Here is a 14209-nt window from a genome sequence, read left to right on the forward strand (position 1 = left end):
GAATTGATAGGAGATTAAAATGGGCTTATTTGACAAGTTATTCGGTTCAAAAGAAAACAAATCTGTGGAAGTTGAAATTTATGCGCCTATCTCTGGTGAGATTGTAAATATTGAAGATGTTCCCGATGTAGTTTTCTCTGAAAAAATCGTGGGTGATGGTGTTGCTATTCGTCCTACCGGTAACAAAATCGTTGCGCCAGTGGATGGTGTGATTGGTAAAATTTTTGAAACCAACCATGCTTTCTCAATGGAATCAAAAGAAGGGGTAGAATTATTTGTACACTTTGGTATTGATACCGTTGAGCTGAAAGGTGAAGGCTTTACTCGTATTGCGCAAGAAGGTCAATCGGTTAAGCGTGGTGATACCGTGATTGAATTTGATCTTCCTTTATTAGAATCAAAAGCAAAATCTGTATTAACACCAATCGTGATTTCAAATATGGATGAAATTTCTTGCATCGTGAAAAAATCAGGTGAAGTGGTCGCTGGAGAGTCAGTGGTATTAGCCTTAAAAAAATAATTTGTTTACGATAAAAAAGTCCGCCTTTGTGCGGATTTTTTATTTATTTTAGTTACCTAGGGTAATCTAAGTGCTACCCCGTTGGGGTAGTTTAAGGTTCTTCAAAGAGGAACTACTATAACTAACCGTGGGTATACTTACCCACGGTTACGCTAGTTAAAATGGAAATAAGCAATGATCTATAAACTTACTGGCTCTCTCCAAAACTATGTTTGGGGCGGCAATCAATATATTCCTCAATTGGTGAATATTCCTGCGGAAGAAAATCAATATTACGCTGAATGGTGGTTAGGCACTCATAATTCTGCGCCTTCAACCATTGAAGTCGATGGTAAACATGTATTACTTACTGAATTTTTACATAAAAATCCTACCGCACTTGGCGCACAAAGCCGAGCAAGTTTTGGTGATGAATTACCCTATTTATTAAAAATTCTTGATGTCGCCCAACCTCTTTCTATTCAACTTCATCCAACAAAAACGCAAGCTGAAATAGGATTTGCGAAAGAAAATGCGAAAGGCATTGAGTTAAAAGCATCAACACGTACTTATAAAGATAACAATCATAAACCTGAAATGATGATTGCTTTATCTGATTTCTGGTTGTTGCATGGTTTTAAAAATAAATCGGATATTATCGAAACTTTAGAGGCACGATCATCTTTAGTCCCGCTTGCAAAAAAATTGCATGAACAAGATTTACACGCTTTCTATGCCGATATTATGCAAGCAGAACAAGCTCAATTACACCAATGGCTTGCTCCAATTCTATTAGAGAATCAAGCAGCTTATGAGGCTAATAAGCTGGATTTAACTAATCCAGATTATTGGGTACTTTACGCCATTGATGCGATGAATATTTCTTTAGATAAATTAGATGCTGGTTTAATCTGCTTCTATTTGTTTAATATTGTTCATCTCAAAAAAGGTGAGGGAATTTACCAAGATGCTGGCATTCCGCACGCTTATTTACGTGGGCAAAATATTGAACTGATGGCTTGTTCAGATAATGTAATTCGTGGTGGTTTAACGCCTAAATATGTCGATATTCCTGAATTGCTTAAAATTGTAGATTGTCGTGAAGTAGAGCCTAAAATTATCCCGTCAGCACCTCAAGACGCGCGTATATTTACTTATGCTACGCCTGCGCAAGATTTCGCTTTGCAAAATATTCAATATGAATGTGGTGAAACTCATCATTTAAAAGCACAAAGTGTGAGTATTTTATTGGTGATGAATGGCCAATTAAATTTACGCTCAGAAACGACCGCACTTTCTTTGAAACAAGGCGAGGCAGCTTTCATTACTGCAGGTGCGGCTTATGAAGTGGAAGGCTTAATTGAAGGCTATGCAGTGGTAGCAAAATTGCCTTAATTTTATACAAAATAGGCTATAAAAGTGCGGGGGGATTTGATAGACTTTTTATTCAATCTATCCAATAAAGGAGAAAAATATGCTTGATGGATTCGCTATTTCCACATTGATTTTTGTGATATTAGTCGCATTAATTTTGTTTTCTACAGTGAAAACCGTACCACAAGGCTATAACTGGACAATCGAACGTTTTGGTCGTTACACAAGAACATTAATGCCTGGGCTAAATTTAGTGGTGCCTTTTGTTGATCGTATTGGTCGTAAAATTAATATGATGGAACAAGTTTTAGATATTCCTTCCCAAGAAGTGATTTCTAAAGATAACGCTAATGTTTCTATTGATGCGGTTTGTTTTGTGCAAGTGATTGATGCCCGAAGTGCGGCTTATGAAGTGAACCATTTGGAACAAGCTATCATTAATTTAACCATGACAAATATTCGAACTGTACTTGGCTCGATGGAGCTTGATGAAATGCTTTCCCAACGTGATTCTATTAATAGTCGATTATTGGCTATTGTGGATGAAGCGACAAATCCATGGGGGATTAAAGTAACCCGTATTGAAATTCGTGATGTTCGTCCGCCTCGTGAATTGATTGATTCTATGAATGCTCAAATGAAAGCGGAACGCAATAAACGTGCTGAAGTATTAGAGGCTGAAGGGATTCGCCAAGCTCAGATTCTTCGTGCTGAAGGTGAAAAACAAGCTCGAATTTTAAAAGCGGAAGGGGAGCGACAAGAAGCCTTTTTACAAGCTGAAGCCCGAGAACGAGCCGCAGAAGCAGAAGCAAAAGCAACGCAAATGGTATCAGAAGCAATTACCAGTGGTGATACCAAAGCGATTAACTACTTTATTGCACAAAAATACACGGAAGCATTGAAAGAAATCGGTAGTTCAGGCAACAGTAAAGTCGTGCTTATGCCATTAGAAGCAGGCAATTTAATTGGTTCTGTTGCAGGTATTGCTGAGTTATTAAAGGGCGATAAAAAATCTTAATTGAGCATAAAGTGCGGTGATTTTTTTAATCGTTTATCACCGCGCTTTTGTAATAAAAAGCCCTTACAACAAATAGGAGAATCTATGGCGGACTGGTTAATAAATTGGACACTTTGGCACTGGCTGATTTTAGGCTTTAGTTTGCTTATTGGTGAAGTGCTTACACCTGGGATATTTTTGCTATGGTGGGGATTGGCTGCTTTAGTGACGGCATTTGTACAATTTCTTTTTCTAAGCCTTTCCCTTGCCTCACTTGCTATTTTTTATGCGCTATTAGCTTGTATACTTTCTGTGATTTGGTGGAAATATCAACATGGTAAAGATCGCCATGATCAATCTCATTCAACATTAAATCAACGTGATCATGCCTTACTTGGTAAGCAGGGCATTGTTCAAGATTTTGGCGAAAATGGAATTGGTCGAGGTGCTTTTGGTGATACAACTTGGCGTATTCAAGGCGATAATCTCACGGTTGGCGCATTGATTGAAGTTGAACGTGTGGATGGCATTACGCTAATTGTAAAAAATATTTCTAATTAGTTTAGGATTTTTATTAATAACAAAAAGACAGGCATCAAGCCTGTCTTTTTGTGTATGATCAAAATGATCTTCCAAAATTTACCGAACTTTGGGATTAACCTAGTGTCGCTAAAATAATTTGCTCTTGATCAATATGAATCCAAACCTGTTGCCCTATTTGCCATTGATTTGGCTGGTTGACAGTGGCACAAAATTCAATGTCGCTGTCAGCAAATTGAAGGATGGCTTCTTCTTCATTTAGTGATTTGATATTTACAGGGAACTGATTCGGTTGATTTCCTAATGGTTGTTCACTGATTTTTACCCAAGGGGCTTTGAACATCAGCATCACTTCTTTTTCCGTGATGAGTTTCAAACGAGCTGAGCTTTTTGTGGTAATAGAAACTTGCAACGGTGTTGGTAATCCTTGCACATTCACATCCACAACACAACGGGCGTCAATAATTCTCTGTTGTGCCACTCGCCCAAAAAATTGATTGCGTGCGCTACTTTGTAAAGAAAAACGTGCGGTTGCCGTGAGTAAACTATCTAACGGCACAGATTCATCTTGTAGGATATGAAAAGCGTGTTCTTGCGTACGTTCTAATAAATCATAAAGCTGTAGCAAACGCTCGGCATAAGTGGTAAGCACCGTGCCTCCGCCATTTTTTCCACCTGTATTTCGTTCCAGCAATGGGCGAGGGCTGATTTTATTCATCGCTTCTAAATGATCCCACGCACTTTTATAACTCACTTTTGCGTTTTTAGCGGCCTGATTAATCGAACCGCATTGTTGAATTTCTTTGAGTAAACGAACTCGTTTTGGATCGATAAAAAGTGCTTGTTGAAGTTTAATGGTGAGTAAAATTTCGGTGTTTTTCATTTTGCTGTCCTTAAGTAATCCTAAGTGGTAAGCCTAAGCGTTATATATTTTACTAAATAATTTTTCTTTTGCTATATGATTGTTATTTATTTCAATATATAATTAAGTAAATAACGTTCTATCATAGGAGATGATTCATGAAAAAATTAACTAAAATTTCAACCGCACTTTTAATCGCAGGATTAGGCTTTTCTTTTGCGGCATCCGCTAAAGTGACTGTATTTGCAGCTGCTTCAATGACGGATGCTTTACAACAAGTTGCAAAAGATTACGCAAAACAAAATCCGAAAAATGAAGTAGTGTTTTCTTTCGCTTCTTCTTCAACTTTAGCAAAACAAGTTGAAGAAGGCGCGCCAGCGGATATTTTTGTATCTGCAAGCAATAAATGGATGAAATATCTTTCTGAAAAAGATTTAACCGTAAAAGAAACCGAAAAAGTTTTAGTGGGTAATGATTTAGTCTTAATCGCACCAGCAAAAAGTGCGGTAAATTCTGTGGATATTGCAAAAGGTGAATGGATCAATGCATTAAAAGATAGCTATTTATCTGTTGGCGATCCTGCGCACGTACCTGCTGGCCAATATGCAGAAGAAGCATTAACCAAATTAAATTTATGGGATAAAGTGCAAGATCGTTTAGCGCGTGCTAAAGATGTGCGTGGTGCATTGGCTTTAGTTGAACGTGCAGAAGCACCTTACGGTATTGTGTACAGCACTGACTCAAAAGTGAGCCAACAAGTTAAAACGGTTGCGGTTTTCCCAGCGGATAGTCATAAACCAGTTGTTTATCCTGTTTCTATTGTAAAAGGTCACGATAATACGGATTCTCGTGACTTCTTGAAATATTTAGAATCAGATGCTGCGAAGAAAGTGCTTGTAGGGTATGGTTTCTCTGCAAAATAAGATAGAATCTTAATAGTCATGAAGGGCGGATATTTCTTCCCTTTGTTATTATATCTCTCGTAAATGTGGGATTTTTCCCATTAATCAGGCATTTAAACAGAGGCTATTCATTTTGCTGACCCAATTTTTTTCATTTTTCAATTTGACGCCAATGGAAATCTCAGCGATTAATTTAAGCCTGAGTGTCGCCGTCAGTTCTATGCTTTGGAGTTTGCCGTTAGCCATTTTTGTTGCGTGGCTTTTAGCGCGCAAAAACTTCTATGGCAAATCCCTGATTACTGGCGTGATTCATTTGCCTTTAGTGTTGCCACCTGTGGTTATCGGTTATCTATTACTTGTGGCAATGGGGCGCAATGGTTTCATTGGCAAGTATTTATATCAGTGGTTTGGCTTATCTTTTGGTTTTAGTTGGAAGGGTGCGGTGCTTTCCTCTGCAGTGGTTGCCTTTCCATTGGTTGTTCGTGCGATTCGACTTTCTTTAGAAAATATTGATATTAAATTGGAGCAAGCTGCGCAAACACTCGGTGCCTCCGCTTGGCGTGTATTTTTTACAATAACCTTGCCGCTTTCTTTACCAGGAGTTTTAGCTGGGATGGTTCTTGGTTTTGCTCGATCATTAGGGGAATTTGGGGCGACTATAACCTTTGTGTCGAACATTGCAGGCGAAACTCAAACGATTCCACTTGCGATGTATTCTTTTATTCAAACACCAGGAGCAGAAGAACAAACTGCTCGCTTATGTTTATTTGCTATCATTCTTTCATTGATTTCTTTGCTATTGTCAGAGTGGTTGAGCAAGCGAATGCAGAAAAAATTAGGACAAGGAAATGTTGCAGATTAATGTGAAAAAACAGCTCGGGCAACTTGCCTTGCAAGCGAATATACAAGTGCCAGATCAAGGTGTAACCGCTATTTTCGGTTTGTCTGGCTCAGGCAAAACATCGTTGATTAATCTCGTGAGTGGCTTGATACAACCAGACGAAGGATTCATCCGTTTAAATGACCGCACTTTAGTGGATATGGAAACCCAAGAATCGTTACCGACCCACTTGCGTAAAATTGGCTATGTATTCCAAGATGCGCGCTTATTTCCTCACTATACTGTAAAAGGAAATTTGCGATATGGCATGAAAAATGTCTCGCAAGATGATTTTAATTATATTGTCGATCTTCTCGGGATTACTCACTTATTAAAGCGTTATCCGCTCACGCTTTCTGGTGGTGAGAAGCAGCGTGTAGCAATCGGTCGAGCATTGTTGGCTGAGCCCGACATTTTACTGATGGACGAACCACTTTCTGCCCTTGATGTTCCCCGTAAACGCGAGCTAATGCAATATTTGGAACGTCTTTCTAAAGAAATTAATATTCCGATTTTATATGTTACACATAGCTTGGATGAACTGTTGCGTTTAGCTGATCGTGTTGTGCTGATGGAAAATGGCATTGTGAAAGCCTATGACAGCGTAGAAAAAATTTGGAATAGTCCTATTTTTGCTCCTTGGAAAGGGGAAAGCGAACAGAGTAGTGTACTTTCCTTTCCCGTTCATTTGCATAATCCACCTTATAAAATGACCGCACTTTCCTTAGGCGAACAAGCGCTTTGGATTCATCAAGTGCTTGCGAATGTAGGCGAGCGAGTGCGAGTTTGTATTTATAGTTCAGATGTTTCTATTACACTGCAAAATCCAGAACAAACAAGTATTCGTAATATTTTACGTGGCCAAGTTGCACAAATTGAGATACAAGATTCTCGAGTGGATATTGCAGTGCTGGTGGATGGACATAAGATTTGGGCAAGTATCAGTAAATGGGCGCAAAATGAACTGCGTTTTTCTATTGGGCAGGATGTTTATGTTCAAATTAAAGCGGTGTCGGTGATGTAGTAAAAATGACCGCACTTTGTTTTTCTCCAAGTGCGGTTTTTTATTAAATAAATATTCTATTTTAATAAAGTTCATCCTAACCTTCTCTTTATCAAGATTTATTTTAGAAAATTATATAAAGAAAAATATTTGATTGTTCACCGCACTTTTAAACAAATCTTCACTAATTTGAAATAATAGATACATTTTGTTATTATGTATTAGCTTTTAGGAAACAAACCTTCAATTCCTACTGAACGTTTCCTTCAAAATCGCACTTCTATGTGCTGTCATTTGTAGTGGTTCCATTACACACTTTTGCTTTTAGGCAACATTTATAAAATCTAATTTTTAATTTACTCACTTAATTTTTAAGGAGAAAAGTTTGTTTTTATTTCAATTTATGAAAAATCGAACGTCATTTAATCCTTTGGTAATTGGCGTTACATTATTTTTTGTGTTGTTACTTATGGCGATGATTTTAATTGCCCCAGCACAAACTCAAGCATTATTGAATCAAGCTAAAACCAGCATTTTTGCCAATTTTAGTTGGTTTTATGTACTCACTTTTTCAGTGTTTTTAGGATTTTTATTAATTTTATCAGTAAGTAGTCTTGGCAATATAAAACTAGGGCAGGATGAAGAAGAACCTGAATTTAGTTTCTTATCTTGGCTTGCGATGTTATTTGCCGCTGGAATGGGGGTGGGGTTGATGTTTTTTGGCGTAGCAGAACCATTAACCCATTATCTTTCTGACATTACAGCAGGTTCTGCAGAACATAAGCAACAAGAGGCTTTACTTCACACTCTGTTCCATTGGGGCATTCACGCTTGGGCAGTATATGGCACCATTGCTTTAGCATTAGCTTATTTTGGGTTTCGTTATAAATTACCTTTAGCATTGCGCTCTTGTTTTTATCCTTTATTAAAAGATCGTATTAATGGAAAAATTGGCGATGCGATTGATGTTATGGCGTTACTTGCCACATTATTTGGGATTATTACCACATTAGGTTTCGGTTCATCACAGCTTGGTGCAGGGCTTGAACAAATAGGTTGGATAAGCCAGAACAGCTTTGCTTTACAAGTTGGCGTTATTGTTGTGGTGATGTGTTTAGCGGTGTTTTCTGCTATTTCTGGTGTTGGAAAAGGCGTGAAAATATTAAGTGAAATTAACTTAACTTTAGCATTTTGTTTACTTCTTTTTGTTTTAATTGCAGGCCCTACGTTATACCTTTTATCTGCATTTAGCGACAATATGGGGAATTATTTCAGCAATTTAGTGCAACTCAGTTTTAAAACCTATGCTTATGAACAAGAACATACTAGCTGGTTTAGTGGATGGACTGTGCTTTATTGGGCTTGGTGGTGTTCTTGGGCTCCGTTTGTGGGGCTATTTATTGCCCGTATTTCTAAAGGACGAACTATCCGTGAATTTATTTTTGGCGTATTAGTTATTCCAAGTTTATTTGGTATTTTATGGTTTACTGTTTTTGGTAATACAGCAGTATGGCTAAATGATGGCATTGCTGCGGGCGGGCTTGGCGAATTTATTTCTTCTCCAGAAATTTTATTATTTAAATTTTTAAATTATCTGCCTTTGCCAACAGTAACAGGCTTTGTGAGTTTATTAGTGATTTCATTGTTTTTTATCACTTCAGCGGATTCAGGCATTTATGTGTTAAATAACATTGCATCTCGTGATAAAAGTTTAGCTTCGCCTGCGTGGCAAGCGATAATGTGGGGCACTTTGATGTCAGTTGTTGCAATTGTGCTTATGCAGTCTGGTGGACTTGCTAATTTGCAAACAATGACATTAATTGTTGCCTTGCCTTTTGCTTTATTGATGTTGGTAATGTGTTTTAGTTTATGGAAAGGCTTAATTGCGGATAAAAAATATTTTTCTACTAAAGTCAATCCAACTAGCATTTTCTGGAGCGGCGATAAATGGAAATCACATTTAGAGCAAATGATGAACCAAACGCAAGAGAAAGATATTTTACGTTTTCTTAAAAATACGGCGTTACCCGCTATGCGAGAATTACGTCAAGAATTAAGAGGAAAATATAATTTAAGTGTAGAAATCAATACATTATTTGAACAAGAAGAGCCAGCTTTGGAATTGGTAATTCATAAAGAATCAATGCGAGATTTTATGTATGGTATTAAATCTGTTGGGCGAGAAGTGTCAGAGCAATTAATTAACGATGAAAATTTACCGCACATTCAGCATAGCACTACTTATGAACCTTACACTTATTTTTTTGATGGACGAGTCGGTTACGATGTTCAATATATGGATCAAGATGAATTGATTGCAGATATGTTGAAACAATATGAACGTTATCTAAGTTTGCTTGATGATGTGGGGCAAGAGTTAATGGCACATGAGCAAACCGAACTAGCAGAGTAATCGATTTAAAGGTGCAACGTGTGCCAGTTTTGTGGTTATTTAACCTGATTAATCAAAAATTGGGTTAATAGCGAAACAGGGCGGCCAGTTGCGCCTTTATTTGCGCCTTGTAGCCAAGCTGTACCTGCAATGTCTAAATGTGCCCAGCGATATTTTTTCGTGAAGTTAGACAAAAATGCGCCAGCAGTAATTGCGCCACCCCAGCGTCCGCCAATGTTGGCAAGATCGGCGAAAGGTGATTTCAGTTGCTCTTGATATTCTTCGCTTAATGGTAAACGCCAGGCTTTGTCAGTGGTTTCTGTTGCGGCTTGGAGTAGTGCATTGGCAAGATCGTTATCTGTAGAAACTAAGCCACTGTTGTGTTGACCAAGGGCAACTACACAAGCCCCCGTCAAGGTTGCAACATCAATCACAAGCTCCGGTTCAAAACGTTCAACATAAGTAAGTGCATCACAAAGGACTAAGCGACCTTCCGCATCGGTGTTGAGCACTTCTACGGTTAAACCGTTCATGGTAGTGAGAATATCGCCTGGGCGATAAGCATTGCCATCAGGCAGATTTTCACAACCAGTTAAAACACCAATAACGTTTAATGGCAAATTCAACTCTGCAATAGCTTTCATAGTGCCGAAGACAGAGGCTGCACCACACATGTCATATTTCATTTCATCCATGTCAGCGGCAGGTTTAAGTGAAATACCGCCTGCATCAAAGGTTAATCCTTTGCCTACAAGTACAATGGGTTTGGCGTCTTTATCTGGTGCATTATTGAATGTCAAAATAGACATATAAGCACGGTTTTCAGAGCCTTTTGAGACGGCAAGATAAGCATTCATTCCAAGTTTTGACATTTCTTCTTCATCCACAACTTTCAAAGAAAGTGCGGTAGAATTTTCTGCTAAATTTTTTGCTTGCTCAGCAAGATAAGCTGGATTACAAATATTTGGTGGCATATTTGCGATGTTGCGTGCTGCTTTTATACCTGAGCTAATCGCATTGGCATGAGCAATGGCTTGTTGTGCTTGATCACAATCCGTATTAAAGATGAAGGATTCTAAAACAGAGGCTTCCGCTTTTTGAGATTTGAAATGATCAAATTGATAATTGGTGTGTTCAATTGTTTCAATGGCAAAGCGAATATTCCAGTAAAGATCACGATCTTTTAATTCAATTTCAGTTAAATAAGAAACGACTTCACGTGTGTTGGTTTCTTTTAAGTTTTTTAATACAGCTTGGATGATTTGTTTATATTGACGCTCCGTGAGTTCTCCTTTTTTGCCACAGCCAACGATTAATACGCGTTTAGCAGTCAGACCTTGAAGATCACGAAGTAAAACAGTTTGGGCTAATTTGCCAGTTAGCTCACCTGATTTCAGTAAATCGTTTAAATAGCCTTGGGTTAATTGATCGATTTCATGGAAACTTTTTGAAAATTCATTGTTCTCATATACGCCTAAAACAATGCAATCACCGGCTTGAGAAAGTGCGGTGTTTTTTGCTTGATATTTCATTTGATGTCCTTAAATTTCTGTTTAATTCAGCGAAAATAAGGTATCATACGCGACCGATTTTATCCAGTTTTCCCCCGTTTTAGATTTAGAAAAACAAACGAAATAAGATGATTTTAATTCGATATTTAACGAAAGAAGTATTTAAGAGCCAAGTCGCCATTTTGTTCATTTTATTGCTGATATTTTTCTCTCAGCAGTTAGTACGCGTACTTGGATCTGCGGCTAATGGTAAAGTGCCAGCTGACTTGGTATTTTCCTTGCTTGGGCTAGGCATGCCTGCTATGGCGCAATTAATGTTGCCATTATGTTTGTTTATTGCGATTTTACTGACTTTTGGTCGTCTTTACGCTGAAAGTGAAATAACGGTGATGCGTGCTTGTGGTGTCGGGCAGCGTGTTTTAGTGCGTGTGGCGTTAATGCTTTCATTGATTACTGCGGGACTTGCTGCTTATAACGTCTTGTGGCTTTCGCCTTGGTCAATTCAAAAACAAGCTGCAATTGTGGAAGATGCGAAAGCGAATCCAACAATGGGGGCGCTTGCTTCTGGTCAGTTTATAGCAACGAATAACAACAATTTTGTTTTATTTATTGATAGTATCAAGAGAAATCAAATTAATGACGTGTATTTGTTCCAAACGGCACCAAAAGGACAAACGAAACCGTCAGTTGTGACTGCTGAAAAAGGCGAATTAAAAGCGCTGCCAAATGGCGATCAAATTCTGAATTTACAAAATACGCAACGAGTTGAAGGCACGTCTGTTTTGCCTGATTTCCGCATTACGCATTTTGATGAATATCAAGCCTATTTAGGTCATCAGGAAACAGAAAATACGAATGGTGAAGTAGCGGAATTAACGTTGTTTCAACTTATCGCTTTAGACTCTCCTTCTGCGAAATCAGAATTGCATTGGCGTATAACATTGATCCTAGCTGTTCCACTAATGGCGTTAATTGCTGTTCCGTTAAGTCGTGTAAATCCGCGACAAGGTAGATTTGCCAAAATTTTACCCGCACTTTTACTCTATTTAATTTATTTTTTATTACAAAGTTCTTTTAAATCTGCGGGGGCAGCAGGAAAATTAGAGGCTGCTATTTTTATGCCTCTTGTTAATATTGGCTTTTTGTTGCTTGGTATCGTGTTAAACGGTTGGGATAGCACGGTAATGTATAAATTCCGCCATTTATTCAGTAGAAAAGGATAAGCAAAATGATGAATACCCTCGATCGTTATATTGGAAAAAGTATTCTTGGATCAATTTTTGCTACTTTGCTTACATTGGTTGGACTTTCTGCCATTATCAAATTTGTGGAACAATTTCGTAGTGTGGGTAAAGGTACTTATGATATTTGGCAAGCGGTGGTTTTTACTGGCTTAACCATTCCAAAAGATATCGAAACTTTCTTTCCCATGGCAGCATTGCTTGGTGCGCTAATGGCTTTGGGCAACCTTGCAAGTCGAAGTGAACTCGTTGTGATGCAAGCCGCTGGATTTTCTCGTTTTAAAATTGGTATGGCAGTGATGAAAACCGCATTACCGTTAGTTTTATTAACCATGGTGATTGGTGAGTGGGGGATTCCGCAAACAGAACAGTTCGCACGTGATATGCGTGCTCGAGCGCTTTCTGGTGGTTCAATGCTTTCCATGAAAAATGGGGTTTGGGCAAAAGATGGTAATAATTTTGTTTTTGTTCGACGTGTGACGGATGACGCAAAATTAAACGATATTTATATTTATACTTTTGATCAGAATCGTAATTTGACGGAGTTGAAACATGCTAATCAAGCAAGTTATTCGGAAGATGAAAGTAAATGGACTTTACGTCAAGTGAACCATTCTATGATTAGCAAAGATGAAATCACGACAAGTAATCGCTTATCGGAAAAATGGGAAACAAATTTAACGCCAGATAAATTAGGCGCGGTTTCTTTACGTCCTACATCATTGTCTATTTCAGGTTTGTATAATTACATTTCATTTTTACGTGAAACAGGTCAGGATGTGAGTCGCTTTGAACTCACATTCTGGCGGAAAATTTTTCAACCTGTATCTGTTGGCGTAATGATGTTATTAGCGTTATCTTTTATTTTTGGATCGCTACGCAGTGTGACAGCGGGAGCTAGAATTGTAACGGGCATTTGTTTTGGCTTTTTGTTCTATGTAGTAAATGAAATTTTCGGGCAAATGAGCGTTGTTTATAACATGCCTGCTGTTTTCGGTGCGCTAATGCCAAGTTTGCTATTTATTGTGATGATTTGGTGGCTGCTGAGTCGGAAACGGGATTAATCCAGATTGTTTAAATAATTGTGTGTTCAGAAATGGCACGCAATATTTTTATGTGTTGTTTTCAAATGGAAGAAGTTAAAAAATCAATGAAAATTGGCTTGGTATTAGAAGGTGGGGCGATGCGAGGCATGTACACCTCGGGTGTACTAGATACCTTCTTAGATAAAGATTTTTGGGTTGATGGTATCATTTCTGTTTCCGCAGGTGCATTGTTTGGTGTTAATTATCCTTCTCGGCAAAAAGGGCGTGCAATTCGTTACAACAAGAAATTTATATCAGATAAGCGTTATATCAGTTTTAAAAGTTTGGTGAGCACAGGCAATATCGTGAATAAAGATTTTGCTTTTTATGAAGTACCTTTCAAATATGATGTGTTTGATAATAAAACGTTTAAAGAATCAGATATCGATTTTTATGTGGCTGTAACTAATTTACAAACTGCACAAGCGGAATATGTCAAATTAATAGATCCTTTGGTCCAAATGGAGGTGTTGCGTGCTACTTCCGCTATGCCTTATGTTTCTCGTCCTGTTGAGATAGACGGGATTCCTTATTTGGATGGTGCCATTGCGGATTCTATTCCTGTCGAACAAATGCAGAAGCTAGGATACGATAAAATCATTGTTATTCTTACCCGCACTTTAGATTATAGAAAATCTAAGCCAATGACTTGGATTGCCAAATGGTTTTATCGACGTTATCCACATTTTGCAGATGCCGTAAATCAGCGTTATGCCATGTATAATCGACAAGTTGAAAATGTGATTAAGCTAGCAGAAAAAGGCGATATTTTTGTTATTCGACCTTCTGTTGATTTGAAGATTAAGCGTATTGAAAAAGATCCCAATAAATTGCAGGCAATGTATGAGTTGGGTATAAAAGATATGCAATTACAGTGGAAAAATTTATTGGACTATTTAAATCGATAATAAAAAATGGATTAA

At 38.0% G+C, this 14209-nt stretch carries 13 protein-coding genes; 11 read left to right on the top strand and 2 right to left on the bottom strand.

Translation table 11 applies throughout. The features are described 5' to 3' along the window. The first annotated feature begins 19 nt into the window (after positions 1–19). The 4 genes from crr to DV434_RS07335 all read left to right on the top strand — a co-directional run bounded on the left by crr (position 20) and on the right by DV434_RS07335 (position 3431). On the top strand, positions 20–520 hold the full coding sequence (crr, locus tag DV434_RS07320) for a PTS glucose transporter subunit IIA (RefSeq protein ID WP_005632596.1): 501 nt from the start codon (positions 20–22) through the stop codon (positions 518–520). Positions 521–694: 174 nt separating this feature from the next. Beyond that, complete coding sequence (manA, locus tag DV434_RS07325; RefSeq protein WP_118811567.1) at positions 695–1894, top strand: mannose-6-phosphate isomerase, class I; 1200 nt, start codon at positions 695–697, stop codon at positions 1892–1894. 79 nt (positions 1895–1973) lie between these two features. After that, the gene (locus tag DV434_RS07330; RefSeq protein ID WP_005628412.1) at positions 1974–2891 is read left to right on the top strand and encodes an SPFH domain-containing protein; all 918 of its coding nucleotides are present in this window, start codon (positions 1974–1976) and stop codon (positions 2889–2891) included. Positions 2892–2975: 84 nt separating this feature from the next. Next, complete coding sequence (locus DV434_RS07335) at positions 2976–3431, top strand: NfeD family protein (RefSeq protein WP_118811568.1); 456 nt, start codon at positions 2976–2978, stop codon at positions 3429–3431. Between the two features lie 94 nt (positions 3432–3525). Here DV434_RS07335 and DV434_RS07340 read toward each other — a convergent pair whose 3' ends face one another. Beyond that, positions 3526–4293 carry a TOBE domain-containing protein gene (locus DV434_RS07340; protein WP_118811569.1) on the bottom strand — a complete coding sequence of 256 codons (768 nt, stop codon included), beginning with the start codon at positions 4291–4293 and terminating at the stop codon, positions 3526–3528. A 137-nt stretch (positions 4294–4430) separates the two neighbouring features. On the opposite strand from DV434_RS07340, the gene modA reads away from it, so the two are divergent. The 4 genes from modA to DV434_RS07360 all read left to right on the top strand — a co-directional run bounded on the left by modA (position 4431) and on the right by DV434_RS07360 (position 9470). Further along, positions 4431–5195: a molybdate ABC transporter substrate-binding protein gene (gene modA, locus DV434_RS07345; protein WP_118808393.1), complete on the top strand. Its 765-nt coding sequence runs from the start codon at positions 4431–4433 to the stop codon at positions 5193–5195. Positions 5196–5307: 112 nt separating this feature from the next. Then, entirely contained in the window at positions 5308–6036 is a 729-nt protein-coding gene (gene modB, locus DV434_RS07350) for a molybdate ABC transporter permease subunit (RefSeq protein WP_180978658.1), read from the top strand. Next, entirely contained in the window at positions 6023–7078 is a 1056-nt protein-coding gene (modC, locus tag DV434_RS07355) for a molybdenum ABC transporter ATP-binding protein ModC (RefSeq protein ID WP_118808394.1), read from the top strand. Before modB ends, modC begins: the two co-directional genes overlap by 14 nt. Positions 7079–7442: 364 nt before the next feature. Further along, complete coding sequence (locus tag DV434_RS07360) at positions 7443–9470, top strand: BCCT family transporter (RefSeq protein WP_118785630.1); 2028 nt, start codon at positions 7443–7445, stop codon at positions 9468–9470. A gap of 35 nt (positions 9471–9505) precedes the next feature. On the opposite strand, the gene DV434_RS07365 is transcribed toward DV434_RS07360, so the two are convergent. After that, a complete protein-coding gene (locus DV434_RS07365; protein ID WP_118785631.1) occupies positions 9506–10981 on the bottom strand; it encodes a leucyl aminopeptidase in 1476 nt (491 codons plus the stop codon). Positions 10982–11088: 107 nt separating this feature from the next. On the opposite strand from DV434_RS07365, the gene lptF reads away from it, so the two are divergent. The 3 genes from lptF (at position 11089) to DV434_RS07380 (ending at position 14194) form a co-directional block, all read left to right on the top strand. Then, positions 11089–12183, top strand: coding sequence for an LPS export ABC transporter permease LptF (gene lptF, locus DV434_RS07370; RefSeq protein WP_118785632.1), 1095 nt, complete (start codon positions 11089–11091; stop codon positions 12181–12183). 5 nt (positions 12184–12188) lie between these two features. After that, positions 12189–13265 (top strand): LPS export ABC transporter permease LptG, encoded by a 1077-nt coding sequence (gene lptG, locus DV434_RS07375; protein WP_118785633.1) that lies wholly within the window; start codon positions 12189–12191, stop codon positions 13263–13265. 86 nt (positions 13266–13351) lie between these two features. Next, entirely contained in the window at positions 13352–14194 is an 843-nt protein-coding gene (locus DV434_RS07380) for a patatin-like phospholipase family protein (protein ID WP_192881499.1), read from the top strand. The last annotated feature ends 15 nt before the right edge of the window (positions 14195–14209 follow it).

Source organism: Haemophilus haemolyticus (assembly GCF_003493685.1).
GTDB lineage: Bacteria > Pseudomonadota > Gammaproteobacteria > Enterobacterales > Pasteurellaceae > Haemophilus > Haemophilus haemolyticus_O.

Coding starts and splice junctions, on each gene's coding strand:
- crr (WP_005632596.1), top strand. CDS start 20: ATGGGCTTATTTGACAAGTTATTCGGTTCAAAAGAAAACAAATCTGTG.
- manA (WP_118811567.1), top strand. CDS start 695: ATGATCTATAAACTTACTGGCTCTCTCCAAAACTATGTTTGGGGCGGC.
- DV434_RS07330 (WP_005628412.1), top strand. CDS start 1,974: ATGCTTGATGGATTCGCTATTTCCACATTGATTTTTGTGATATTAGTC.
- DV434_RS07335 (WP_118811568.1), top strand. CDS start 2,976: ATGGCGGACTGGTTAATAAATTGGACACTTTGGCACTGGCTGATTTTA.
- DV434_RS07340 (WP_118811569.1), bottom strand. CDS start 4,293: ATGAAAAACACCGAAATTTTACTCACCATTAAACTTCAACAAGCACTT.
- modA (WP_118808393.1), top strand. CDS start 4,431: ATGAAAAAATTAACTAAAATTTCAACCGCACTTTTAATCGCAGGATTA.
- modC (WP_118808394.1), top strand. CDS start 6,023: ATGTTGCAGATTAATGTGAAAAAACAGCTCGGGCAACTTGCCTTGCAA.
- DV434_RS07365 (WP_118785631.1), bottom strand. CDS start 10,981: ATGAAATATCAAGCAAAAAACACCGCACTTTCTCAAGCCGGTGATTGC.
- lptF (WP_118785632.1), top strand. CDS start 11,089: ATGATTTTAATTCGATATTTAACGAAAGAAGTATTTAAGAGCCAAGTC.
- lptG (WP_118785633.1), top strand. CDS start 12,189: ATGATGAATACCCTCGATCGTTATATTGGAAAAAGTATTCTTGGATCA.
- DV434_RS07380 (WP_192881499.1), top strand. CDS start 13,352: ATGAAAATTGGCTTGGTATTAGAAGGTGGGGCGATGCGAGGCATGTAC.